The sequence below is a fragment of the Streptomyces capitiformicae genome (assembly GCF_002214185.1).
In the GTDB taxonomy this organism is placed as follows: Bacteria; Actinomycetota; Actinomycetes; order Streptomycetales; family Streptomycetaceae; genus Streptomyces; species Streptomyces capitiformicae.
This window is the reverse complement of sequence record NZ_CP022161.1, coordinates 4,945,833-4,968,850: the sequence shown is the minus strand read 5'-3', so window position 1 is coordinate 4,968,850 and position 23,018 is coordinate 4,945,833. Positions and strand designations below refer to the sequence as shown.

The following is a 23,018-nucleotide window of genomic DNA, read 5'->3' as shown; positions in this document are numbered from 1 at the left end:
CTGGTGCCTGCGCCGTGACGGGGTTCTTGTCCTTCTGACGGTCGGCGGCCATGGAGAACAGCACATCGCCGCCGTCCCACTTCACCCACACCGACAGCAGACCGCACCACTGCGCGGTCCGGTCGGCGTGCTCGCCGCCGGGCGGGGTCAGGCGAGGCCGTTCTCGGACCCGGTCGGGGCTTGCACCGGGAAGAAGGTGATCAAGGTGGCGGTGTCCTCCGGGTCCACGACCCGGACGGCCGCCTCAGGGACGTCCTGGGTGGAGACATCGATCGCGCGCTCCGGTGAAGCACTCGATCGGCGCTGTATTGCCGATCGAGGCAAGGGGTACCCCAGTCGCATGGCTGGCATCGAGCTGAAAAGCAGCGCGTTCAATGACCACTCCTTCATCCCGTGCCGGTACGCGCGCGAGGGGGAGAACACCTCCCCTCCGCTGACTTGGTCCGAGGTACCGGAGGAGGCAGCTGAGCTGGTCCTGTTGTGCGAGGACCCCGACGCACCGTCGGGCACCTTCGTGCACTGGATCGTGGTCGGCATCGACCCGCGCAGCGGCGGCGTGGAGGCGGGGCAGTGTCCCCCGGGCGGCACTGAACTGATCAACGGCTTCGGCGGGCCCGGCTGGGGCGGACCACACCCGCCGCCCGGGGATGAGGCACACCGCTACTTCTTCCGCCTCTACGCCCTGTCCGAACCCTGCGCCCTGCCCGACGCCCCGAGCGCGGACCAGGTGCACCAGGCCGTCGAGAAACACCAGACCGCCATCGGCAACTTCGTCGGCCTCTACCACCGCTGAACGGCCGCTCTATCACGCGAACACCGGCCTCGCCCGGCCACCGCACCGCCGCGTGACACCCTTCACGGCGGCCTCCACTGCCGCCGTCGGATCACGGCCAGTACCTTCACCAACTGGCGGACGGCTCTTCGCAGGGGCCCTTGGCACACATGAGCCACTGGCCCTCACCCCCGCCCAGCCCGAGCCCATCAACACGATCGTCCTGGTCGATTTCGCCTGCACGTCTCCCTTCGAGGAGTCGTCGGCCGATGAGATCCCACGGTCCTCGCCGCCGCGGCTCCCATCAGTGGCCGTGACCGTCTCGGAGACGGTCACGGGCGGCTGTCCGGGGAACCTTCTTCGGGAGAAGGTGAGGCGCCTTACCGCATGGCCGGTGGTTCGGCGACTTCCGCCTGGGCGGGGCGCAGGATTTGGTCGCCGACGCGGTAGCCAGGGCGCAGGATCGTGGTGCATGTGGGCTGTTCGACGTGGTCGGCGCGGGTACAGGAGACGGCCTCGTGCCAGGTGGGGTCGAAGGGGTCGCCGGCCGTGCCGAAGGACTGCAGTCCCAGGGCGGCGAGTTCGCTTTCCAGCACGTCGGTGACGCGCTGGAAGCCGCCGGTGACCTCTCCTTGCTTACGGGCCTGGTCGATGGCGTCGAGGACTGGGAGAAGGCCGGTGAGGACGTTGGCCACGGCTATCTCGCCGACCGTGCGGCGGTCGCGGCTGACCCGCTCGCGGTAGTTGTCGTACTCGGATTTCAGGCGCTGCAGGTCCGCTGTGCGTTCCCGCAGCTGCGCGCGCAGGGCGTCGGTCTCGCCCGCGGCGTCGGCCTGCCTGGCGCGCTCGGCGGGCTCGACGTCGCCGTGGCGGCGCGGCTCCAGGCTGGTGCCCGGTTCCCGCCGCCCGTTGTCGCGGATGATCGACAGCGGGTGCTCACCGGGGCGGTGTGTGTCACTCGGACGGCTCATCCGGCACCCTCCTGCCGCTGGTCGTCGTCGACGATCTCGGCGTCGACGACATCCTCGTCCTGCCCGGCGGTGCCTGCCGCGCCACCGCCCGCGCCACCACCGGCAGTAGCCTGCTGGCCCTGTGCCTGCTGTGCCTGGGCGTACATGGCGGTGCCCACCTTCTGAGCCGCCGCCATCGCCTTCTCCGTCGCCTGCCGCAGGGCCACCGTGTCGCCACCCTCGGCCGGCTGGGCCTTGATGGTCTCCTTGAGCTCCGACAGAGCGCTCTCGACCTCGCTCTTCACGTCCCCGGGGATCTTGTCGGCGCTGTCGGTCAGCAGCCGATCGGTCTGGTAGACGACCTGCTCGGCCTGGTTGCGGGTCTCGGCCACCTCGCGCCGCCTGCGGTCCTCCTCGGCGTGCTTCTCTGCCTCGCGCATCATGCGGTCGATGTCCTGCTTCGGCAGCGAGGAGCCGCCGGTGACGGTCATCTTCTGCTCCTTGCCGGTGCCGAGGTCCTTCGCCGTGACGTGCATGATGCCGTTGGCGTCGATGTCGAAGGCGACCTCGATCTGCGGGACGCCGCGGGGCGCCGGCGGCAGACCGGTCAGCTCGAACATCCCGAGCTTCTTGTTGTACGCCGCGATCTCGCGCTCGCCCTGGTAGACCTGGATCTGCACGGACGGCTGGTTGTCCTCGGCGGTGGTGAAGGTCTCGGACCGCTTGGTCGGGATCGTCGTGTTCCGCTCGATGAGCTTGGTCATGATGCCCCCCTTGGTCTCGATACCGAGCGAGAGCGGGGTGACGTCGAGGAGCAGGACGTCCTTGACCTCGCCCTTGAGCACACCGGCCTGCAAGGCGGCGCCGACCGCCACGACCTCGTCGGGGTTGACGCCCTTGTGCGGGTCCTTGCCGGTCAGCTCCCGCACCAGATCGGTCACCGCCGGCATCCGGGTGGATCCGCCGACCAGGATGACGTGGTCGATGCTGGACACCTTGATCCCGGCGTCCTTGACCGCGTTGTGGAACGGGCCCTTGCACCGCTCCAGCAGATCCGCCGTCAGCTGCTGGAACTGGGCGCGGGTGAGCTTCTCGTCCAGGTGCAGCGGGCCCTGGGCGGACGCGGTGACGTACGGCAGATTGACCGTGGTCTCCGATGAGGAGGACAGCTCGATCTTCGCTCGCTCGGCGGCTTCCCTCAGCCGCTGGACGGCCATCTTGTCCTTGGTGAGGTCGACGCCGTAGTTGTTCTTGAACTGCCCGGCCAGGTGGTCGACGATCCGCTGGTCCCAGTCGTCGCCGCCCAGGTGCGTATCGCCGTTGGTGGCCTTGACCTCGACCACGCCCTCGCCGATCTCCAGCAGCGACACATCGAACGTACCTCCGCCCAGGTCGAAGACGAGGACGGTCTGGTCGTTCTCCTTGTCCAGCCCGTAGGCCAAGGCCGCCGCGGTGGGCTCGTTGATGATCCGCAGCACCTTCAGCCCGGCAATCTCTCCCGCCTCCTTGGTCGCGGTGCGTTGGGAGTCGTTGAAGTACGCCGGCACCGTGACGACCGCGTCCGTGACGTCCTCACCGAGGTACGCCTCCGCGTCGCGCTTCAGTTTCTGCAGCACCCGCGCGGAGATCTCCTGGGCGGTGTACCGCTTGCCGTCGATGCTCCCGGTGTCCGGGAACCGCCACTGCGCGTCACCCATGTGGCGTTTGACGGAGCGGACGGTGCGCTCGACGTTGGTGACGGCCTGGCGCTTGGCGACCTCACCGACCAGCACCTCGCCGTTCTTGGCGAAGGCGACGACCGACGGGGTGGTCCGCGCTCCTTCTGTGTTGGTGATGACCGTGGGCTCTCCGCCCTCCAGCACGCTGACCACGGAGTTGGTCGTGCCGAGGTCGATTCCCACTGCACGTGTCATGGGTCTTCTCCTTCATCTGCAAGCAGACGCGGGCCTTCCAGGACGCCGCCACCTGCGGATCCGAAACAAACGTTTCACTGCTTGTCGGTATATTCCAGTTTTTACCTCCTTGGGGGCTTTCGTGACGAGCGGGATGTAGTCGCCCACGAAACGTGCGGTCCCACCACGCCCCGGTCGAGCGCAGCTTGCGCCAGGTCGTGAACCGGTAGCGGTAGACGCACCCGGACGAAGGCGGGCGGCGCGTGGAGGGGGAAGGGGTTGTGGCGCAGCAGCCGCAGGACGACCCGGTTGCCGTCGAGGAGAGCGACGAGGAGGGCCAGCAGCCAGGGCGCCGCGTACGCGGGTGATCGGGCGGCGAACCACATCAGCAGGTTGCGCACCGGCCAGTAGCCGAGCACCGCCACCACCACGGTGCCGCCAGCACCAGGACCACCAACCACGCGGGAGTCGCACCGAAACCCGGCGGGGCAGGCAGGCCAGCGCATCAGTGGTTGCCGAGCCGCCGAGGACGGGCAGTGCCAGCACGATCGTCAGCCAGGCGAAGGTGCCTGCGGGGTGAACAGCGCGAACGGTACGACGAGCTGGGCGACGTGGTTGGCTGCAACCTCCACCCGGTGCACCGGCCCCGGCAGGTGGTGGAAGAACCAGCTGAGCGGACCCGGCAGGGGCTGGGTCTCGTGGTGGTAGTGCAAGCAGGCCGGATTCCGCCAGCACGGGTCACCGCGCAGCTTGATCAGACCCGCCCCGAACTCCAGCCGGAACAACAGCCAGCGCAGCAGCCACAGCACCAGCACCAGCACCAGCACCGGTGGCGCCGTGTCGTCATTGTTCAAGGAACGGGAACGCACGGGCGTCCTGCGCCGCAGCACGCGCCGGACGGGCCGGTTCGAGTACCGGGCCGTGCCGCCCGGCGAGGTCAACGCCGAAGGCGTCAACGCCACCCTGACGGACGGCGTGCTGACCGTGAACGTCTCCGAGGTCGAAGCGGCCAAGCCCCGCCACATCGAGATCACCAGCGGGGAGTGACCACCCGCCTCTGCCACGCGCTGCTCCGGTCCCCGGCAGGCACCCCCGGCCGCCCGGAGGGAAGCGTCATGGCCACTCGACTGCGAGCACCGGCCCCTGCGCCAGGCGTCGGTTGACAGCCTCCTTCCTGGTGGACACCACGACCTGCTCACCCAGACGGGCTAGGCACAGCCCGCCGGCAGACTTGCGGCCGTGGGCATGCCACCTGCCATAACCGCCCGGCCGCCCCCTGTTGGACGGGGTTTGCCGCCAGGCGATCCTGAGCTCCGTCCCACAGTCTGATCCCGTACTACGCCCGCGCCCGGCGGACGGCACACCGCCGCCTCTGACACCTCGAATCCCAGGGAGTACGGCCATGACAGTGATGACGGACGCGCTCATTCCCGCACTGGAAGACGTCCGGGACGCCCACGCCGCAGTCATCGACCGATTTCGCGCCGATATGGCCCTCACCCCCGTCGGCCCACACCGCCAGACACTCCAGCGCCACGTCCATGACACCGAGGACCACATGGACCGGATCGGCGACCACCTCCGTGAGATCCGCCCCCGGACGCTACTGCGGAACACATCCGAGCTGGTCCGCAGCGTCTCCGACGGCGCGGTCCGCACCGCCAGAGTCCCGCTGGAGATCGGCGCGGTGATCGCCGGCCGTCTCCTGTGGGCAGGGCGTCAGACCACCGAACGCGAACTGCTGAAAACCGCAGAAGGCGAGTACGCGGCCGCCGCCCGGGCCCTCATGGCCTGCCGGGCCGGGGAGAGCATCGCCGTTGTCGCCGATGATGAGGAAGCCGTGGACCTGCTCGCCACGCTGCGCCGCCAGAACGAGCAGCTGATGCAGAGGCTTCAGGACAGCGTCGAGGAACAGGCCAGGGCCCTGGCCGCCAACGGCAGCCGGCCGGCCCGCGGCAACGGCGGACCCGGCGCCGCGGCTTCCCAGGCCGTGCGCACCGTCATCGCCCGGATCCGGGAGGCCGCCCGGACCGGCGGGCAGCTGACCCGCCGAACGGCCGCCGGTACAGCCCGTGAAACCACGAGCGTGACGCGGATGGCCGAACACGTGCAAGGCGCTGTCACCCGGGAGGAGGATCTCCCGATCTCCGGCTACGGCCGGCTGACCACCACCGACATCACCCAGCGACTGCGCGATCTCTCCCAGAGCGACCTGACCGTCATCGAGGGCTTCGAGCGCGCCCACGCCAACCGGTCCCCCGTGCTGGACGCCGTCGAGGAACTGCGTGGGAGGCAGCCCTGGCCGGACTACGACGCCATGAGTGTTGACCAAATCGCTGCCCACCTGCAGAGCGCGGAGCCCGCCCTGGCCCGGCAGGTGCTGGACTACGAGCAGCAGCACCGGCAGCGTGATCAGGTTGTCGCCGCCGCCAGGCAGCACCCGGGCGCCACAACACTCTGACGAAGTCGGTCACCACCGCCGCAGCAACGACATCCCGGCCCCGATCCCCACACGGGCCGGCGTGCCGGCCGGACGGCGAAAGCCCGTGGGCCCCGGCCGTTTCCGGTCGGGCCCACGGGTCTGGACGCCTGGCCGTCAGCCGGCGAGTACCTTCCTCTCCTCGGCGTGACTGATCTCGATCTTGCGGGGCTTGGCCTCCTCAGCCACCGGGATCTCGACCGTCAGCACCCCGGTGGCGTAGCCGGCCTCGATGCGCTCGACATCCAGGGTCTCGCCGAGGAACAGCTGCCGCCGGAACACCCCGTACGGCCGCTCGGCCACGACCATCTCCGACTCGCCGGCATCCGGCGCGGGGCGCTCGGCTCGCACCGTCAGCACGTTCTGCTCAACACTCAGATCGATGCTGTCCGGGTCGATTCCGGGGAGGTCCAGGTGGACCCAGAACGCACCCTCACGCTCGTAAGCGTCCATCGGCATGGTCACCGGCCGGGCCACGGTCCCCAGCAACTGCTCGGCCAGGCGGTCCAGTTCACAGTGGCAGGTTCCGCCGCTGCCTGAGCCCTACTGCCACTGATCGTCCTCACGATCCACGTCGGTGATCGGCCCGAGGATCACCCACCCCGGCTTCAGTGACCGGGTGCTCCGGAACCCGTGGTCCTTCGCGTACACCGCCACGTCCGTGCCGTCGGACGCGTGCATGATCGTGTAACGCGGCGGGTCGTCCCCGTAGAAACGGAAGAACGTGCGCCCGTCGTCCTTCGACTGATGCACGATCACGTCGACGCCTGGCAGAGCCTCGTACGCCGCCTGGTCCCGCGGGGTCGTCGGCTTGCAGGCTTCGGCCCGTCCGGCGTCGCGTACGCAGATCAGCGCCAGGCTCCAGGCGATTCGTTCGGCCTGCGGGTGGGCGGCCGCCAACTCCCGCATCCGGGCGTCGGCCTGCGCGAAGGCCGTCTGCCGGTGATCGAACTCCGTCTCCAACTTGTCGAACCGCCGGTCGTCGAACCCGCTGCCGAAATGCGCCTCCAGTGCGCCGAAGACGACGACTCGCCAGGCCAGGATGAGAGCCGCCACGACGATCAGCGTGACGAGCACGATCCGGCCCGGCGAGCGCCGCCTCAGGCGCCGCTCCAGTTCGAGGGCGTCAGAACGAACCACTGATGGGTACTTCGACGTCCGCCACCGCGATCGCCGGGGGGTACTTCCCGTCGAACCGGTCATAGTGCTGGAGTGTAAACCAGTCGATGAAACCGTAGTTGGTGATCTCGTCGTCGGGGTCGAGCCCGAAGTGGTCGTATGAGTGGAAGACCAGGGTTCCGGAGAACGTGTTTCCGGTGACCTTGTAGTCCTTCAGCCGGATCGTGTGCCCGTGGAACTGATGGATGGCGATGGAGAGGGCACGCTGGTTGGCGTCGCCGACGGAGAAGTCGTACACCGGGTACTGCAGGCCGCTGTTCTTGAACAGCTGGTACAGCAGGTTCTCGTTCAGGTCGTCCTGGACCTGGAACTGCGCCGTTCCGCCCCGGTTCTCCGTGATGGACTGGAGGATGATCCCCTTGGCCTTCTCGATGTAGCTCTGCTCCTGCGGTGATGCCGCGACTGCCCGGGACAGGGCGCTGCCGGAGCCGACCTGGAGGTACTTGGCGGGGTCGTAGTTGTCGTCCACGGTGACGGTGCCCGCGCTCTGCCCGTTGTGGCCGTAGCGGAAGGCGTTCCGCAGGTCGTCCACCGCCTGCTGGTTGTCGGCGTCCGCGCCGAGCTTGCCGATGTTCATGATGTCGTTGAACTCGGCCCACATCAGGAACTCGGGCGTGAACGAGGCGACCCAGAACTGCCAGCTCAGATCGGTCAGCTCGTCGTATGTGTAGTCGTTGAACGTAAGATCGTCCGCCACCTGCCGGCTCGGCGGGACCGGGAAGTTGTCGGGGTCGGGCTCCTTGCGCCGGCCCTCCCGGTTCTGGGACTGGTGGATCAGCATGTCCGTCGGGTCGGAGACGAGCGGCTGCTGGTCGGCGCTGTCCCGGGTGCCGTCGCCGTCGGTGTCCTGCTTCAGCGGATTCGAGGTCAGCTTGGCGTAGACCAACTCCTTCGTCCCGGACAGCTCGTCCGTGACGATCTGGACCTCCTTGCCGTCCTTGAGCGAGTCGCCGTCCGTGTCCGGGTTCTTGGGGTCCATCGCGCCGACGGGCACACCGTTGCCCTGGAGGAGGTTCCCGTCCCGGATCTCGTTCTCGTAGTAGTCGCTGACCCCGTCGTTGTCGGTGTCCTTCGACAGGTCCGGCGCCTCGGCGGAACCCTTGCGGAGGGTCTGATCCCACACCTGGTCGAAGACGCGGCTGTCGAGCACGACGTACTTGGAGAGGCTCCCGGTCGTGGCCGTGATCGTGTCGCCGTCGACCCGCTGGCCCGCGAGCTTGACCAGCCGCTGGGACTTGTCGTCGTAGCGGTAGACGGCGGGCTTGACGTCCGGGCCCGCCTGCTTCGGGTCGACCCTGAAGGAGATCTTCGCCTGGTCGAATCGGCTGTCGACCGCGAACTCGTAGCCGTGGCCCACGTAACCCGGAGTGGATGTCGGGAACTGCCGCTGGTCGGCCGGAAGCTCGGTGATCCGGAACGTCGACACCTGCTGAGGGCTGAGACCCTTGATCGTGGCCGAGGCCGTGGTGGCGCCGCCGTTCACGGACCGCGTCACGTCGAAGGCGGACTCAGCGGCACGCGGGTCCGACCCGATCCGCGTCTCCTGGCCGTCGTCCACGCCGTCGCCGTCGGTGTCGGGCTTGGCCGGACTCGTGTGCCGGGCCAGCTCTTTTCCGTCGGCCAGTCCGTCGCCGTCGGTGTCCGCCCGCGCGAGTGCGGTCTTGAACTGTACCTCGCGCTGATTCGGCACCTTGTCGCCGTCCGGGTCCTCCCTGCTGTCCTGGACCCCGTCACCGTCGCTGTCCGGCTTCAACGGACTGCTGCCGGTGCCGAGTTCGAGGAAGTCGGACAGACCGTCACGGTCCGTGTCCTGGCTTGACGGGTCGAGCTTGGCGCGCTGCTCCATGTCGTCCGGGAGTCCGTCGCCGTCGGTGTCCGTCGTCGGCCGCGCCCCGCCCTTCGCGAAGGTCGCCCACGCGGGCGTGTGCGCCGCCGTCTTTCCGTCCTGCGCGCGATACCAGAGGGTCGAGGTCGTGCCCGGCTCGATCAGCTTGTCCGCCGGGTCGTTCTGGATCGTCGTGCGCATGCCCTGCCGGGCGTCCAGCTTCGCCGACTCGGTCGCCGTGATCCTGTCCGGTGACTCGAACGACAGCGACCAGCCGTTGATGTCGTGCTTGGAGACGTTCTTGATCTGCAGCTGCGCGATGTAGGAGCCCTCCCGCACCTTGTCGCGGAACTTCCGGGGCACCTTGTTCCACTGCGGATCGTCCGCCGCGAGCTGCCGGTAGGACACGTCGACCGTGTCGTCCACGTAGATCGTCTTCCCGGGAGCGGAGCTGTTGTCGTCGTTGCCTGCGACGGCGGGCGCCGCAGATCCGAGCAGGAGTAACAAGGCACTGAGTGGCATCGTGACGCGTCTGTTCATTGTGCCTCCCACGTATGGAGACCTACATGGCGTCGCGAAGTAGCCCCCGTTTCACGGCTCTTCGCCAGTCGAACGGGGAACCTAACAGGTGTGGGTGATGGTTCCTTGACCTTACGGAGGGGAGACTGAGGACGTTTGAAAGGGTGTTATGTCCGGTCCTGACGATGTCGTGTCGCCCGTTCGTGGGCGATGGGACGGTTCCGTCCTCGTGTCATGTCGTGTGCAGGATGGGGTCGCGGGTATGGAACGGATGCCGTACGCAACCAACTTGATCGGCGAGCGGTGGGCGTTGACTGAACCTCTGGTCACCATCTGGAAGCAGGAGCGGGTGGCGCGGTCGGCCACCGGGAGCCGGGCTCCTGCGACCTGCGCGAGCTTGTGAACGCGCTGCTGTACCGGAACCGGACGGGCTGTCAGTGGCGGCTCCTGCCACACGACTTCTCGGCCTGGTCGGCGGTTTTCCACTACTTCACCCTGTGGCGCGAGGACAGCCTTGACCAGCGGTTCCAGGAGATCCTGCGCTGCCAGGTGCGGAAGCGGGCCAGACGGTTATAGGACCCGTCCCTGGTGATCAGGAAAGATGTCCCGCTTCCTGTCCTGGCACCCCCGACCGGCCACGACCACCCCAACCGCTGCGACGCCCCGGCGAAATGCTGCAGGTCATCGGCGCCGTCCTGCCTCCGCCAGACCCGTAAGTCAACGGCATTGTCACCAGGGCGTGTCTGGTGGAACGCGCGGGCGGTTGGCGTTACGGCAGGATCTCCAGCTGAACGGAGCTCTCGCTGCCTTGGAGACCAGACGTAAGACAGTCCGTGAGCAGTTGCTGAGGCAGGGCGGCCACGGTTCGCCGTACATGATGGCCGGCGCCGCGCCCTTCGGTGACCCGGCCCGATTGCAGGACGACCAGAACGCCCGCGACACGGGCCGTAGTGGCAGTGTCGATGGCGATCACGGACCGTCCGCCGTCGGCGTACCGGACGGTTTCCACGCCGCCTCCCCTGGACACCGAAGCACAGGATGCCAAGGCCGGGGAGGAGTCGAAGGAGCTGGTGGCTGCGACGGTGCGGCCGGGTCCGACGCTGCACGTATACCGCACGTCCGCGTGGTTGCGGGTCGGCCGGGGCAGGAGGGTGAGCGGTGGGTCGTACCGGCTCTTGGAATTGCCCGTGCAGGTGACGGCCCCGTCCCCACCGGCCCAGGCCTGACCAGCCGGCGCCCATACCAATGACGAGAACAGCAATGCCAGGGACCCCAACGTCACTGCCGTGCCACGCATTCCGAACACTCACCCTCCAACACGTCCGCACCGCTACCGCCCCTTGCCTACCCCTGCCCCCAGCCGCCACCCAGGCGGCTTGAAGTACGCCTCCCGCGCGCACCCGCCCGGGCGCGCACCCTCATGCTCCACCGCTCCCGCCCGTTGCCACGGCCGCGTGAGACGCGAAGCACGCACGGGCAGGAAGGGCAGGACGAGTCCTCGTCGAGCTGAAGCCAGCAGGAGGAAACCGAGTGGACCGTACGACCACCAAAGCCGCCGCCACTCCCACAAGGCGCGTCTTCGCCACGATGGACGCGGACGGGGACGGCGTCATCACGGCACATGACTACCTCTCCCGCATCGAACGGGTGGTCCAGGCGACGGGGCGCACGGAGGACGACCCGCTCGTCGTCACCGCCCGTGCCGAAGGGCTCAAGGCTTGGGAGGTGATGGACGCCAACGCAGACGGCCGGCTGACCTTCGACGAGTACGACGCATGGGTGGACGCCGACAAGTTCGACAACGTCTGCCGGTTCGCACTCGGCTCGCTGTTCGACCTCGTCGACACCGACGGCGACGGCGCCCTGGACCGGGCCGAGTTCACCACCCTGCGCACCGCGCTGAACAATCCGGCCGACAACGCCGAGGCCGCCTTCAACACACTGGACATCGATGGCGACGGCCGGGTCGCCCGCGACGCGTACCTCGCGGCGATCCGCGCCTATGTCATCGGCGACAGCTCCCCGATGGGCGAAGCCCTGTACTAGGGACTGTCCTGTGAGTTGAGCCCGCAGCCATAGCTACGGCTCCGAAGCCCTTGAGGACATTGAAGGTCCACTCCACTTCGTTCCTGCGCGCGTACGGATCCCGTTCCCGGCCGGAACCAGCGGGCCTACTGCCTGCACCACCACGGCTGCGGCAGTGGGCCCACCGGGCCCCGGCGCCCGGGAATGACGTGCCGGTTGTGGGAGCCGTCCACGCACGCGCGGGACCAGTCGAGTTCGCCGGCCGCGTTGAGGTCGGCGAGCAGGATGCGATGGTGCAGCTGGTCGAAGACTCCGCCCTGCTGCCAGCGGTCCAGGCGCCGCCAGCAGGTCTGTCCGGAGCCGAAGCCCAGCTCCAAGGGCAGAAGTTGCCAGGCTATGTCGTTGTGGAGCACGTACGGGATGCCCCCTGCAGACACAGCCGGTCCGGCACCGGCTGCGGGCCCGGCGCCTTCTCTGGGGCCAGGGCGGCGGCAGCGGCTCGAGCAGTGCCCACAAGTCGTCGTCCACGATCCGCAGCCGAGTACACACACCCTTCCGAACGGCCGAATCGTCACATCGGTCACGCCAGACCGGGTGCGCTTCAACAGCAGGTGGTCATCGTCGGCCGGTCGCCGGACAAGACCTTGTCCGAGTCGGGCCGGAGCTGGGCATCCGGCGGATACTTCAAGAAGGAGTGGAGGCGGACCGTCGAGACCGTCCCATCTCCGCTGAATTGTGGTTCCAGAGCGCCCAGTCGGCCGGCCTGGAGCAGTAGCGCTCCGCGATCAGCGCACCCACCGTCACCGGCGCGCTGCCCGGGCTCACGTCATGGGCATGAAGTCGGGCAGGGTGAGGGCCGAGTGGGCCGGTCGTCCCTCCGCGGAGGGCATGGTGCTGAGACTGCGCAGCATGTCGTTGCGCTGCTCCAGCGCCCGGGCGGTGGTGGGGAAGAGTGTGGCGTCGCCTTCGCCGACCTGTTCCTGGTTCACGGTCACAACCTCACGGGTGCTGTGCTCGTAGGCGGCGAAGCCCGCGGCGTGGTCCCGGTCGGCCAGGCAACCGGCGAGCATGTACGCGCCGACGAGCGCGAGGCTGGTGCCCTGTCCGGTAAGGAACGAGGGCGCGTACGCGGCGTCGCCCACCAGCGCGACCCTGCCGCTGGACCAGCGGGGCATGCGGATCTGGCTGACCCCGTCGAAGAACAGGTCGTCCGCGTCGCGCATGGCGGCAAGCATGCCCGGGACCTCCCATCCCGCGTCGGCGAAGACCGCGGCGACCAGGTCCCGTTGGGCTTTGGGGTTCCGGAACTCGTCGAACGGCGGTTCCGGGTGGGCGAAGTTCAGGAAGGCGTGCACTTCGTCGTTGTCCCCTACGGCGTAGAGTGCCGCGGCTCTGCCCGGGGTGGTCCACATCACGGTCTCGTGGGAGAGCCCGAAGGTGTTGCGCATGGTGAACACGGCGAAGCAGTAGCCGAGGTACCGGTGGAACTGTTTTTCGGGGCCGAACAGGAACTCGCGGGTGCGTGAGTGCAGACCGTCCGCACCGAACACCATGTCGAACGTACGCCTGCCGCCCCCGTGGAAGGTGACGTCGACCCCGTGGCCGGACTGGTCGAAGGTGTCGATGGAGTCGTTGAACAAGAACTCCACGTCGTCACGGACCGCCGTGTAGAGAGCGCGAGTCAGATCCCCGCGCCGCACCTCCAGGTCCCGTCCCGCGACACCGCCGGTGACGGTGTGCGGGTTGACCGAGGCCACCTCGCTGCCGTCCCTGTCGAGGAAGGTCAGCCGGCGCAGGTCGATGTGCGCGTCCTGCAGTCGCGGCAGGATTCCCATCCTCCGGACGACCTCGAGTGCGGTGCCGCGCACGTCGATGGGGTAACCACCGTCACGAAGTGTGCCCGCCTTCTCGACTACCGTGACCGCGAATCCGTAGCGGTTCAGCCAGAACGCGAGGGCGGGCCCCGCGACGCCGGCCCCGGATATCAGGACCTTGCGCCTCGGCGTGGTACGGACATCCCTCAACAGATCAGTGCGGGTCATTCCTTGACTCCTTTGCTCATGGTCCGGGCGACAAGCAGGCACAGCGCCGTGACGGCGCCGGCTATGACGAAGCCGGTGACGAAGGCCGATTCGGCCGGGACATCCGACCCGGAAGGGGTCCCGGCGGTGAGGACCGCACCACCGACCTGCGAACCTACGGCGTAGCCGATCACGCGAGTCACCAGGACCAGGCTGGTGGCGATGCCTGTGTCACTCTGATCGACGGAAGTGGCGGTGCCGGTCACCATCGCCGTAACGCACAGGCCGTTGGCAAGCGAGATCATCACCTTGCCGATGACGAGGTGCCAGACCTCGGTGTGCACGGCTGCCAGGGCGATCAGGGCGGCGGCCATGATGACGATCCCGGCGATGACCATGGCACGCGAGCCGAAACGCCGCGCCCCGATCCCACTGATCGGCCCGGCCAGCGACGCGGACACGGCGCCGGGCAGCAGGAAGAAGCCGATCTCGGTGGCGCTGGCCCCGAAACCGTACTCGCCGGCGGACACCGCGAACAGTTGCGGGACGAGATACACCGCCACCGAGGTACCGACGCACATCACGAACGTCAGCACGCACGACTTCCAGATCGCAGGCCGTGCCAGCATGCGCAGATCGACCATCGGCGAGGCCGCACGACGCTCAACGGCTGTCCATCCGGTCACGAAGGCGGCCAGAACCACGATGAGGGCGCCGAGCACGAGTGGCTGCGAGCCGATGTCGGGCGCCAGTGCGAGCACGAGCATGAGCGTGACCAGCGTCCCGCTCAAGAGAAGCAGGCCGGGCCAGTCGACCCCGGCGTCGTCCGACCGGCCCGGCGGATCATGCGGCATCAGCCTGTTCACCAGCATGGTGGCCCCGATGACCGCGATCGTCGGCAGCGCGAACATCCAGTGTCGGGACAGCCCTTCCGCCACGGGCCCGGCCGACAGCGTTCCCGCCATCCCGCCCCCCACGAACAACCCGCTGACCACCCCGATGGCCACCTTCGACTCTCCCGCGGGGAGGTGTTTGCGCACCACGATGAACGACAGGGGCAGCGCTCCCACCATCGCCCCCTGCAGTACCTGGCCGAGCAGCAGCACAGGCAGGTTCGGCGCCAGGGCGGACACCAGGCCACCGGCCGAGACCACCGCCATCAGCCGGATCAGAACTCGTTTTCCGCCGTGCCGGTCGCCGAACTTGCCTGCGACTGGCGTGACCAGCGCGCCGGTGATGAGGAGCACGATGCTGAGTAACGCCCCTTCGGCTGGACTCATATCCAGCTCGCGTTGCAGGAGCGGGAGCGTCGGCGTCACCACCGACTCCAAGGCACCAGTGGCGACTGCGAGCATGCCGAGGGCACCGACAGCGGCCTTCCCGATGCGGACCGGGGGAGCCAGAGTTGCGGTCATGGACGTCCTTTCCGTGATTACCGGGCGAGTGAAGGGCCGGCCGTACGCGTAGCGCTGCCGCTTTGCCGGGCCCGGCGCGGATGCAGCGGCCATGCACCCGGGGCGCGGTGTGCATGGTGCTTTGCGCACAGGTCCGAGGTGGTCCGGCGGGGTGAACCCGGCGAAGCGGTACCCGAGGTGACGCATGCGCGGCTCCGCCGGGCGAAGCAGGTGTACGAGTGCGGCCCGCGCCGAACCAGTACTACACTACACCGTGCAGTGTAGAACAGTTAAGATGCACCCATGCCGACCACGAAGACACTGCGCGAGGGGTCCGCGCGGAAGCGGGCCGCCATCCTCTCGGCGGCCCGGGAGCTGTTCCTCGCCGACGGCTTCGACCGGTCCAGCGTCGACGCGATCGCCGCCCGGGCCGAGGTGTCCAAGCGGACGGTCTACGACTACTTCGGCGACAAGCAGACGCTGCTGCAAGCAGTTGTCGACGCCGTCGGCCAGTCACTGATCACCACGATCCGGCGCACCCTCGACGACACCCTCACCGATCGCACCGAGGCCGCCGACCTCGAGGACGCCCTGGTCACGTTCTCGATGCGCATCGCAACCGACATGCTCGGCTCGGCGGAGTACGCAACGCTGCAACGTCTGGTCCAGGCGGAATCCGGCCACCTGCCGCACCGGGGCTACAACTCCATGGCCGACACCCCCGACGAGGCAATCGCCGAGCGGTTCGCCGCCTTCGCCGCGGCCGGGCTGCTCGACGTCCCCGACCCCCGACTCGCGGCCGACCAGTTCATCGCGCTGACCTTCGGCGTCGCGCTGGACAGGCTCGGTTCCGCGAATGCCGCGGAGGACACCCGCGTCCGGCCACTCATCGTCGAGGGAGTGCGGACCTTTCTCCGGGCATACCGAACCATGTAGGGCTGGGGCAGCACGAAAGAACAGTGCGCCGTCAGCCCACGTTTCCTCCCTCTTCTCCGCCCCCCTTGGTACTCCAGTTGCAGTTCGCTATCGCCGCTGGTCAGGAGCCTGTTTCTGAGTGTAGCGAGCTGATGGGTCGTCACGTGGCGGGAGTTCGTGACCGGCGGTGCGTCGCTTCTAGTGCCGCATCAGACAACGTTTGCCCTGTAGTGACGTGACGCGCCGTTCGGATGCTGGTCCGGACGACGCGGTGTCGCCAGGCTGTCCGGGTGGCAGAACGAGTACGCGTCCGCGAGAGATGACGATGAGGGACAGCGCCTGCTGTGGATCATCCGCAGGGGCACCGGGTCAGTGGTGACGTGGCGGCGGGCCCAGATGGTGCTGCTGTCCGCGCAGGGCATGCCCGTGGCGAAGATCGCCGAGGTGACGTTCACCAGTGCGGACCGGGTCCGGGACGTGATCCACAACTTCAACGCCGACGGCTTCTAGTACTGCAACGGTGCTTGCCGTGACTGCTGGCAGATCTGTCGTTGGTGGGGTTATGGGTGGGGACCTTGCCGATGGCAGCGTGTGCGGCGGCCTGGTGACGGCGGCGCCAGACGGACCGTCTCAGTGCCCGATCAATGTGGCGGCGGAGGTGCGCTGTTCCGGGGCGACAAGCTGCCATGAGCCTTCGGATTTCTGCCAGGGTGATGTGCCGGTACCAGGCCGGGGGTCATGTCCTCTGTGGTGGTGTAGCCGGACAATCTGATCGTTGTTGGGGGAGATCTTGTCCATGCTGCCTTCGGGAAGGAGCGGCGCCAGCGCCACTTCAACTTGCTGTGGACAACGGTGACCGTCCTGATGATCTCGCGGCCGGGCTCCACCACAGGTGCCTGACCGCACGGACGCGTGGGAGACGGTTCACGGCTGGTGCGGCTCGTGTGCCCGGAGCACCCATCCCTCCTCCGCAGGAGGCTCACTTCGGAGTTTGCGGAACCGACGGGCCACCGCTGCGACGAGCAGCCCCCAGGCAGCGATCACCAGCGTCCACGCACCCCACAGATGCGGCCAGAAGTGTCCGGCGGGCGACTCGAAGTCGGAGTGGGCGGGGAGCAGTAGCACCCAGATCACGACGGAGGGCGGGACAGCCACCACCAGCAGCGGCCAGGCCAGGGTGTCCCGATGGCCGAAGTAGGCCGCCAGCGGCAACAGGGCGGCGGCCAGGACCACGACGCCCGAGACGGTGAACGGGGCCACGTCCTCGATCGATTCCCGGAACCCGAGCCGGAGAGAGCGGTCGCGGGGCAGGCAGAGGACGTAGACGGCAGCAGACAGAGCGGCCCCGGCCAGGCGAGTCAGCCAGCGTTCGGGCCACGAACGTGCGCGGAGAGGACTCAGCAGCTTCACGCGTACGAGGCGTTCCGCGGAGGGCCGGGGGCCGACAGAGTACGCGTACTCAGAGTCTCGTACTCAGGTGCTCAAAGCGGTTGGTGACGCACCTTCCCTGGGCCCATCCCCTAGCCCAGCGGGGCCGGGAACCTGAAGAGACTTCGCCGGCGTGTAAAGAGAATCCCGGACTCGTCCCTCTTCAGTGGTGACGGCCGCTTCCGCACAGGGGCGCGCAAGACCGCTACCCGAAGGAGAAGAAGATGGATCCCATCACCATCCTGCTCGTCGTCCTGGGCTTCCTGCTGCCGAGCATCACCTCGCTCATCAACAGCAAGGCTGACAGGACCCGCGACGCCGGGAAGGCAGAGATCATCAGAGCCCAGCGCGGCGGCCCCCATCCCGGCCCCAAGCGGCGTGGGGGACGACGCAATGTCTGAGGCGGGCCGGCGTGTGGACGCCACTCTGGGGGAGATCCACACACGCCACTACGGCGAGTTGGTGGGGTTTGCGCGCAAGAAGTTGCGCGCGGCGAACGTACCGCAATCGTTCATCGACCCCGAGGACGTTGTGGGGAACGCCTTCGTCAAGGCTGCCGCGACCCAGCCCGCATTGAGCAGCCCAAGGCCTACCTGTTCCAGATCGTGAGGCGGGAGATCCTGGAGCACACCCGACGAAAGCGGCACTACGAGCAGGCGGCAGAAGCATCGCAAGCCGATCTTCGATGGGAGGCCGATGACGTCAGCGATGTCATCTCCGCTCGATGCGATGTACACCACGCCCTGGCCGGCCTGCCTGCGCAACAGCGTGCGGCGGTATGGGCGACCAAAGGGCTGGGCTGGTCTCAGAAGCCGTTGCCATACCGATCATGGAGTCTGTCGATCGAACGGGAGTCTCGATCGGGTGATCGCGGGCCCTGCCCAGCATGAGAGCAGGGTCTGGCGGTATGCGGGGAAAATCCAGGGGAGCGGACGGCCGCGCGCTGCTACGGTCGGGCGCCATGAGCTGGCTTCCCGATGACTTCGTCCACCCCGTCCTGGTACCGCTGCCGGGCGGTGGTCATCACCTGCGGCCGATCCGGGAGGCGGACACCCCGCTCGACTATCCGGCTGTGATGGGTTCGCGCGAGCGGCTGTGGACCATCTTCGGCCCGGCCTGGGGCTGGCCCGCGGCCACCATGACCTACGAGGCCGACCAGGCCGACCTGTTGCGGCACGAGAAGGAGATCGCCGCACACCAGTCCTTCAACTACGCGCTGTTCGACGCGGCGGAGACAGCTCTGCTCGGCTGTGTCTACATCGACCCACCGGAGAGGGCCGGCGCGGACGGCGAGATCTCCTGGTGGGTGGTGGACGAGCTGGTGGGCAGCAAGGTCGAGCAGGCCCTCGATGCGCTGGTGCCGCAGTGGATCGCCGCCGACTGGCCGTTCGAGCAGCCGCGCTTCCTCGGCCGCGAGATCTCCTGGTCGGACTGGCTCGCCCTGCCGGAGCATCCCGACACGTAAGTGGTTGTTGCACGTACCGATCTCGAAGGCTGTCGATCGAACGGGAGTCTCGATCGGGTGACTGCGGCGGTTTCCGCGCGTGAAAGCAGGGCCTCCTGGTAGCTCGGGGGTGCGATCCCATTCCGAGTGGTTCCCGGAGGCCCTGTTGTTTTTGTTGTACGTGCCCGAGCACGTTGACTTCAACCCGCCCGCCGTGTCGTGCGATTGCCTCGCGCACGTGTACGGCAACGCGGCCGACCATCCGGACCGGGTGCGCCGGTATCCGTCGGACATGACGGACGCCGAGTGGGCGGCCGGCCGGCCGTTGCTGCCGGTGCCGGCCTGGTTCCAGGGGCGGGGTGGACGGCCCGAGGGCTACTGCCACCGGCAGCTGTTGGACGCGATCCGCTACCTGGTCGCGGGCGGGATCTCATGGCGGGCGATGCCCGCGGACTTCCCTGCATGGGCCCGGGTCTACGCCTTCTTCCGCCGCTGGCGCGAGCACGGGCTGATCGCCGAGTTCCACGACCGGCTGCGCGGGACGCTCCGTGAGCGCGAGGGCCGCGAGGCCGAGCCCACTGCGGGGATCATCGACGCGTAGTCGGTGCGGGCCGCCGCGACGGTGCCGACCGCCTCACGCGGCTACGACACGGGAAGAAGGTGCCGGGCCGCAAGCGGCACATCGTGACCGACACCCTCGGCCTGCTCCTGGCCGTCGCGGTCACCGCCGCGAACATCGGCGACCGGGACGCCGCGGCGGGCCTGCTGATCCGGCTGCGCCGCGACATCACCCTCGTGTGGGCCGACGGCGGCTACACCGGCTCCCTCGTCGGCTGGTGCCGGGACAAACTCGCCCTGACCTTGGAGATCGTCAAGCGCACCGACGACATGGCAGGGTTCGTGGTGCTGCCCAGGCGCTGGGTGGCCGAGCGCACGTTCGCGTGGCTGATGAACTCCCGCCGTCTGGCCCGGGACTACGAGACTCTGCCCGCCACCAGCGAGGCGATGATCCGGTGGTCGATGGTCACGCGGATGAGCCGGCGTCTGGGACGGCCACGGTCCGCCGGCCGGCACTGAACGCCCCCGACGCCTCCAGGAGGAGCCACCCGCGCTCCGCCAGGCGCCGGGCTTTCGACGGCAGTCCCTCGACCTTCGCCGGCGTCGCGTCAAGGCCCAGCTCCACCGCGATCTCCTTGGCCCGAAGCGGTCCGTGACCCGTGGTTCGCTGCTGTTCCAGCACGCCCAGAATGCACTGATAGTCCGGCGCCAGAACCGTCACCGGCAGCCCTTCCCGCCAGGGCGGCACCGTCGAGCCCGGCACCGGCGCGAGCGACAGCACCGCTTTCTCCTCGGCCTCGGTCCCGGCGGTGGTCTCGGCAGCCGAGGCTGCTAGGGCCTCGACCAGCTCTTCCCGCGCGATCACCCGCCGGTCCAGCTCGATCTCGGCGGCCTCCAACACCTCAGCCAACCGGGCGACTTCCTCCCGTATCCCTTCCGCCCGCACACGGGCCGCTGTCTCCCGCTCCTCCAGCATTCCCAGCACCGACGCCATCGCGCACCCCTCGCTCACGGAGCGGAAACAAGACGCCGGATGCCTCTCTCATTCCGAGCTACACCATGCCTGACCAGCAAAAATCAACGGATCACGTTCGGTTGAGATACGGCTTCTCAGGCCGGATCTTGCGGTTGTTCTCACCATGGCGGGTCTCCTCGCGGAAGCCGTGCCGCTGGTAGAAGGCATGAGCACGCGTGTTGACGGTGAACACGTCAAAGAGCAGGTCCTGATCCCATTGGGCTGCGGTGTCGATGAGGGACTGGAGGAGCTGGGTGCCGATACCGCGTCCCTGGTAGCGGGGTGGAGTTCGATGCGCCCCAGGTAGACGTCGGTCGCGCCGTACTCGACGATCAGAAGGCCTGCGTCGGTTCCGTCGACGGTGATGATCTGCCAGCGACCCGGGCGGAAGCTGCGCTCGTGATGGGCGCGTTGGTCTTCGTCGTCCCAGCCCCACACGGCCGTGACGTAGCTGCCCATGGCGGCCTTGTGGAGCTGGAAGCAGAACTCGCTGTCGGCCGGCGTCGCCGGGCGCAGATCCACGGTGTTCATGCCGCTACCACCTCGGTGCGTTCAACGAGGCGGCCGCGTTCGACGAGGCGGCCGCGTTCGAAGCGGGCTCCGGCGCGGACGAGAGCGACGAGGTGGGGCGCGTTCACCGCGCGCCAGCGGACATGGGCAGACTCGACGAGCTTGAACACCATCGCCAGGGCGGCGGTGCGGAAGCCGACGCCGCAGGTGTCCTTGGTCCGCAACCGGACGGTGGCGAACGTCGACTCGATCGGATTCATGGTCCGCAGGTGGACCCTGTGCTCGGCGGGGAAGTCGAAGAATGCCAGCAGCTCGGCTTCGGCGTCGGTGATCCTCTTGACGGCCTTGGGGAACTTTGCGCCGTAGAGCTGGGCGAGCGTCTCGACCACCGCTTGAGCGTGCTGCTTGTCCTCGGCGTTGCAGATGTCCTGGGTCGCCTTCTTCGCGCCCGGCTGCGCGGACTTCGGCATGGTGTCGAGCACTCTTGTGGCGCCGTCGCCGACCGCAAGGATGGGAGCGCGCATGCCCCGGTGGGCGCAGTCGCGCACCAGGTCGGCCCAGGACTCGGCGGCCCCGCGGTAGCCGTCCTTGAGCGCGACCAGTTCCTTGGAGCCGTCGGCCCGCACGCCGACCAGGACGAGCACGCAGGATTTGGCCTTCTCCAGGCGGACGTTGAGGTGGATGCCGTCGGCCCACACGTACACGTAGTCGACCTCAGCGAGGTCGCGGTCCATGAACGCGGCGTGGTCGGCCTGCCACTGCGCGGTCAGCCGGGTGACGGTCGCCGCCGACAGGCCGGCCGCCGAGCCGAGGAAATGCTCCAGCGCCGAGGAGAACCGCTTACCCTCGCCCGTTGCCTCATCGACGCGCTTATCGTTCGCGCGCGTGGCGTTGACCTCGACCAACCCGGCCGCGGTGGTGACCTTTCTCGGCTGGTGGTAGCCGTTGCGGACCAAGAGCCGCTGTCCCGCCTCGTCGCGCTGATCGGCCAACTCGGCCATATACGCGTCGACTTCGGCTTCGAGCGCGGCGGCCAGCATCCGCCTCGCGCCCTCCCGGACGATCTCGTCGATCAGGGAGGAGCAATTGGCGGTGGTGGTGCTGTCGTTGTTGACTACGCTGTGCACGGGAGTGCCTTCCCAACCGGTGCTGTGAACACCGGCTACTCGATACTGAATCACGACCCAGCCTTCGGCGACGCCTCGTACCGGAGGGAAGCCAGGCGCTCTGTGCGCGTATCGTCAAGGGGAATCCAGGGCAACAGGAGCTGCCGCCGACACGAGAGACGCGGGAACCCGGACAGATACAGGAGTTGGTTCCGGCCAGGTTGAGTAGCATCCGCCACACACAGCGACCCCGATTCCGGAAGAGGGCAACCATCATGGCTGAAGACACTCTCAACGCTACGGATCTCAAAGCGCAATACACCGCCCAGGTAAGTGCAGATCTCGAACGCAACGCCAAGGAACAGGACCGTATCGGTGCTGAGATCGCAGGCCTGCAAGAACAACTTGAGGCACTGCGCCGGGACCAGGCCGTGCTGATGAGCGTGCAGACAGCGCTCGGCGGACCGGGCGCGGCTGCTGCAGCCGAGACAACAACTGGCGGCCCGGCCGCCGCGGTGCCCCAGCAGAGGCCGGCTTCACCCCGGAAGCAGCCTCGTAAGAAGGGTTCCGCGAAAGGGAAGAAGCCGACCGACACGGCAGCAGCCAAGACCGCCAAGGCGCCGACCTTGGGCGAGCTCATCCTCGGTCACCTCCGCCAGCACACCGAGCCGCGCTCCGCATCAGAGGTCACCGACACCCTCGCTCAGGCCCACCCGGAACGGGAGACCAAAGCCAAAGTGGTACGCATGACCTTGGAGTCCCTGGTCGCCAAGGGCTTGGCCGAACGCGCCAAGCAGGGCAGGTCCGTCTTCTACTCAGCAGTTGCTACCGCACCAACCACGAGCTCCACACCGTCGGCCGACCTCGCGACGGAGGATTCTGCAGAGCAGACCGAGTCCTAGAAGACAACGGCAGCAGCGGCGCTCCCCGGCCGCCTCTCCCCCCTTCAGCCTGACGGTTCTGGTCCGGTACCCCGCGTCGTAACA

General features: G+C 68.2%; 22 protein-coding genes and 3 pseudogenes. 11 read left to right on the top strand and 14 right to left on the bottom strand.

The window, feature by feature from the left end; translation table 11 throughout:
* Positions 1–340: 340 nt before the first annotated feature.
* On the top strand, positions 341–793 hold the full coding sequence (locus CES90_RS22170) for a YbhB/YbcL family Raf kinase inhibitor-like protein (protein ID WP_189786295.1): 453 nt from the start codon (positions 341–343) through the stop codon (positions 791–793).
* A gap of 359 nt (positions 794–1,152) precedes the next feature.
* Here the strand turns inward: CES90_RS22170 and grpE are convergent, their stop codons facing one another.
* The 3 genes and pseudogenes from grpE to CES90_RS52020 all read right to left on the bottom strand — a co-directional run.
* Entirely contained in the window at positions 1,153–1,743 is a 591-nt protein-coding gene (gene grpE, locus CES90_RS22165) for a nucleotide exchange factor GrpE (protein WP_189786296.1), read from the bottom strand.
* Complete coding sequence (dnaK, locus tag CES90_RS22160) at positions 1,740–3,635, bottom strand: molecular chaperone DnaK (RefSeq protein WP_189786297.1); 1,896 nt, start codon at positions 3,633–3,635, stop codon at positions 1,740–1,742. The genes grpE and dnaK overlap by 4 nt, the downstream gene beginning before the upstream one ends.
* A gap of 112 nt (positions 3,636–3,747) precedes the next feature.
* Positions 3,748–4,468: pseudogene (locus tag CES90_RS52020) on the bottom strand (lipase maturation factor family protein); the annotation flags it as partial.
* Between CES90_RS52020 and CES90_RS22145 the strand changes: the two are divergent.
* Both CES90_RS22145 and CES90_RS22140 read left to right on the top strand, forming a co-directional pair.
* Positions 4,452–4,661, top strand: a complete 210-nt coding sequence (locus CES90_RS22145; RefSeq protein WP_373313536.1) for an Hsp20/alpha crystallin family protein — start codon at positions 4,452–4,454, stop codon at positions 4,659–4,661. The pseudogene CES90_RS52020 and the gene CES90_RS22145 overlap by 17 nt on opposite strands.
* A 355-nt stretch (positions 4,662–5,016) precedes the next feature.
* Positions 5,017–6,075 carry a hypothetical protein gene (locus CES90_RS22140; RefSeq protein ID WP_189786299.1) on the top strand — a complete coding sequence of 353 codons (1,059 nt, stop codon included), beginning with the start codon at positions 5,017–5,019 and terminating at the stop codon, positions 6,073–6,075.
* A 135-nt stretch (positions 6,076–6,210) separates the two neighbouring features.
* Here the strand turns inward: CES90_RS22140 and CES90_RS22135 are convergent, their stop codons facing one another.
* Genes CES90_RS22135 through CES90_RS22125 form a run of 3 tightly spaced genes read right to left on the bottom strand, consistent with a single transcriptional unit; the run spans position 6,211 to position 9,637 of the window.
* Complete coding sequence (locus tag CES90_RS22135) at positions 6,211–6,603, bottom strand: Hsp20/alpha crystallin family protein (protein ID WP_229914224.1); 393 nt, start codon at positions 6,601–6,603, stop codon at positions 6,211–6,213.
* A gap of 33 nt (positions 6,604–6,636) precedes the next feature.
* On the bottom strand, positions 6,637–7,233 hold the full coding sequence (locus tag CES90_RS22130; protein ID WP_189786300.1) for a hypothetical protein: 597 nt from the start codon (positions 7,231–7,233) through the stop codon (positions 6,637–6,639).
* Positions 7,220–9,637 carry a DUF3289 family protein gene (locus tag CES90_RS22125; RefSeq protein ID WP_189786301.1) on the bottom strand — a complete coding sequence of 806 codons (2,418 nt, stop codon included), beginning with the start codon at positions 9,635–9,637 and terminating at the stop codon, positions 7,220–7,222. Before CES90_RS22125 ends, CES90_RS22130 begins: the two co-directional genes overlap by 14 nt.
* Positions 9,638–10,015: 378 nt before the next feature.
* On the opposite strand from CES90_RS22125, the gene CES90_RS52015 reads away from it, so the two are divergent.
* The gene (locus CES90_RS52015) at positions 10,016–10,192 is read left to right on the top strand and encodes a transposase (RefSeq protein ID WP_373313537.1); all 177 of its coding nucleotides are present in this window, start codon (positions 10,016–10,018) and stop codon (positions 10,190–10,192) included.
* A gap of 193 nt (positions 10,193–10,385) precedes the next feature.
* On the opposite strand, the gene CES90_RS22115 is transcribed toward CES90_RS52015, so the two are convergent.
* Positions 10,386–10,625: a hypothetical protein gene (locus CES90_RS22115; protein ID WP_189786302.1), complete on the bottom strand. Its 240-nt coding sequence runs from the start codon at positions 10,623–10,625 to the stop codon at positions 10,386–10,388.
* A 521-nt stretch (positions 10,626–11,146) separates the two neighbouring features.
* Between CES90_RS22115 and CES90_RS22110 the strand changes: the two genes are divergently transcribed.
* Entirely contained in the window at positions 11,147–11,662 is a 516-nt protein-coding gene (locus CES90_RS22110; RefSeq protein WP_189786303.1) for an EF-hand domain-containing protein, read from the top strand.
* A 125-nt stretch (positions 11,663–11,787) separates the two neighbouring features.
* Here the strand turns inward: CES90_RS22110 and CES90_RS22105 are convergent, their stop codons facing one another.
* The 3 genes from CES90_RS22105 to CES90_RS22095 all read right to left on the bottom strand — a co-directional run bounded on the left by CES90_RS22105 (position 11,788) and on the right by CES90_RS22095 (position 15,077).
* Positions 11,788–12,054, bottom strand: a complete 267-nt coding sequence (locus tag CES90_RS22105) for a transposase (protein ID WP_189786304.1) — start codon at positions 12,052–12,054, stop codon at positions 11,788–11,790.
* Between the two features lie 408 nt (positions 12,055–12,462).
* Positions 12,463–13,683, bottom strand: coding sequence for an FAD-dependent monooxygenase (locus CES90_RS22100; protein WP_189786305.1), 1,221 nt, complete (start codon positions 13,681–13,683; stop codon positions 12,463–12,465).
* Positions 13,680–15,077 carry an MFS transporter gene (locus CES90_RS22095; protein ID WP_189786379.1) on the bottom strand — a complete coding sequence of 466 codons (1,398 nt, stop codon included), beginning with the start codon at positions 15,075–15,077 and terminating at the stop codon, positions 13,680–13,682. Before CES90_RS22095 ends, CES90_RS22100 begins: the two co-directional genes overlap by 4 nt.
* A gap of 282 nt (positions 15,078–15,359) precedes the next feature.
* Between CES90_RS22095 and CES90_RS22090 the strand changes: the two genes are divergently transcribed.
* On the top strand, positions 15,360–15,992 hold the full coding sequence (locus CES90_RS22090) for a TetR/AcrR family transcriptional regulator (RefSeq protein ID WP_189786306.1): 633 nt from the start codon (positions 15,360–15,362) through the stop codon (positions 15,990–15,992).
* A gap of 269 nt (positions 15,993–16,261) precedes the next feature.
* A pseudogene (locus tag CES90_RS22085) lies at positions 16,262–16,478 on the top strand (helix-turn-helix domain-containing protein); the annotation flags it as partial.
* A 417-nt stretch (positions 16,479–16,895) separates the two neighbouring features.
* On the opposite strand, the gene CES90_RS22080 reads toward CES90_RS22085, so the two are convergent.
* Complete coding sequence (locus CES90_RS22080) at positions 16,896–17,381, bottom strand: hypothetical protein (RefSeq protein WP_189786307.1); 486 nt, start codon at positions 17,379–17,381, stop codon at positions 16,896–16,898.
* A gap of 242 nt (positions 17,382–17,623) precedes the next feature.
* Between CES90_RS22080 and CES90_RS22075 the strand changes: the two genes are divergently transcribed.
* The 3 genes and pseudogenes from CES90_RS22075 (at position 17,624) to CES90_RS22065 (ending at position 19,920) form a co-directional block, all read left to right on the top strand.
* Positions 17,624–17,800, top strand: a complete 177-nt coding sequence (locus CES90_RS22075; protein ID WP_189786308.1) for a hypothetical protein — start codon at positions 17,624–17,626, stop codon at positions 17,798–17,800.
* A 560-nt stretch (positions 17,801–18,360) separates the two neighbouring features.
* Positions 18,361–18,864, top strand: a complete 504-nt coding sequence (locus CES90_RS22070; protein WP_073492597.1) for a GNAT family N-acetyltransferase — start codon at positions 18,361–18,363, stop codon at positions 18,862–18,864.
* A 271-nt stretch (positions 18,865–19,135) separates the two neighbouring features.
* A pseudogene (locus CES90_RS22065) lies at positions 19,136–19,920 on the top strand (IS5 family transposase).
* Here CES90_RS22065 and CES90_RS22060 read toward each other — a convergent pair.
* The 3 genes from CES90_RS22060 to CES90_RS22050 all read right to left on the bottom strand — a co-directional run bounded on the left by CES90_RS22060 (position 19,868) and on the right by CES90_RS22050 (position 22,053).
* Positions 19,868–20,395, bottom strand: coding sequence for a hypothetical protein (locus CES90_RS22060; protein ID WP_229914209.1), 528 nt, complete (start codon positions 20,393–20,395; stop codon positions 19,868–19,870). The pseudogene CES90_RS22065 and the gene CES90_RS22060 overlap by 53 nt on opposite strands.
* 91 nt (positions 20,396–20,486) lie before the next feature.
* Positions 20,487–20,852, bottom strand: coding sequence for a GNAT family N-acetyltransferase (locus CES90_RS22055; RefSeq protein WP_208921435.1), 366 nt, complete (start codon positions 20,850–20,852; stop codon positions 20,487–20,489).
* Between the two features lie 91 nt (positions 20,853–20,943).
* Positions 20,944–22,053, bottom strand: a complete 1,110-nt coding sequence (locus tag CES90_RS22050; RefSeq protein WP_189786309.1) for a transposase — start codon at positions 22,051–22,053, stop codon at positions 20,944–20,946.
* A gap of 254 nt (positions 22,054–22,307) precedes the next feature.
* Between CES90_RS22050 and CES90_RS22045 the strand changes: the two genes are divergently transcribed.
* Positions 22,308–22,934 (top strand): BlaI/MecI/CopY family transcriptional regulator, encoded by a 627-nt coding sequence (locus tag CES90_RS22045; protein ID WP_189786310.1) that lies wholly within the window; start codon positions 22,308–22,310, stop codon positions 22,932–22,934.
* Positions 22,935–23,018: the final 84 nt, after the last annotated feature.

Excerpts from the sequence above, each read along its gene's own strand:
- dnaK (WP_189786297.1), bottom strand. The coding sequence starts at position 3,635 with ATGACACGTGCAGTGGGAATCGACCTCGGCACGACCAACTCCGTGGTC.
- grpE (WP_189786296.1), bottom strand. The coding sequence starts at position 1,743 with ATGAGCCGTCCGAGTGACACACACCGCCCCGGTGAGCACCCGCTGTCG.
- CES90_RS22090 (WP_189786306.1), top strand. The coding sequence starts at position 15,360 with ATGCCGACCACGAAGACACTGCGCGAGGGGTCCGCGCGGAAGCGGGCC.
- CES90_RS22095 (WP_189786379.1), bottom strand. The coding sequence starts at position 15,077 with ATGACCGCAACTCTGGCTCCCCCGGTCCGCATCGGGAAGGCCGCTGTC.
- CES90_RS22100 (WP_189786305.1), bottom strand. The coding sequence starts at position 13,683 with ATGACCCGCACTGATCTGTTGAGGGATGTCCGTACCACGCCGAGGCGC.
- CES90_RS22125 (WP_189786301.1), bottom strand. The coding sequence starts at position 9,637 with ATGAACAGACGCGTCACGATGCCACTCAGTGCCTTGTTACTCCTGCTC.
- CES90_RS22070 (WP_073492597.1), top strand. The coding sequence starts at position 18,361 with ATGAGCTGGCTTCCCGATGACTTCGTCCACCCCGTCCTGGTACCGCTG.
- CES90_RS22075 (WP_189786308.1), top strand. The coding sequence starts at position 17,624 with ATGGATCCCATCACCATCCTGCTCGTCGTCCTGGGCTTCCTGCTGCCG.
- CES90_RS22170 (WP_189786295.1), top strand. The coding sequence starts at position 341 with ATGGCTGGCATCGAGCTGAAAAGCAGCGCGTTCAATGACCACTCCTTC.
- CES90_RS22045 (WP_189786310.1), top strand. The coding sequence starts at position 22,308 with ATGGCTGAAGACACTCTCAACGCTACGGATCTCAAAGCGCAATACACC.
- CES90_RS22060 (WP_229914209.1), bottom strand. The coding sequence starts at position 20,395 with ATGGCGTCGGTGCTGGGAATGCTGGAGGAGCGGGAGACAGCGGCCCGT.
- CES90_RS22140 (WP_189786299.1), top strand. The coding sequence starts at position 5,017 with ATGACAGTGATGACGGACGCGCTCATTCCCGCACTGGAAGACGTCCGG.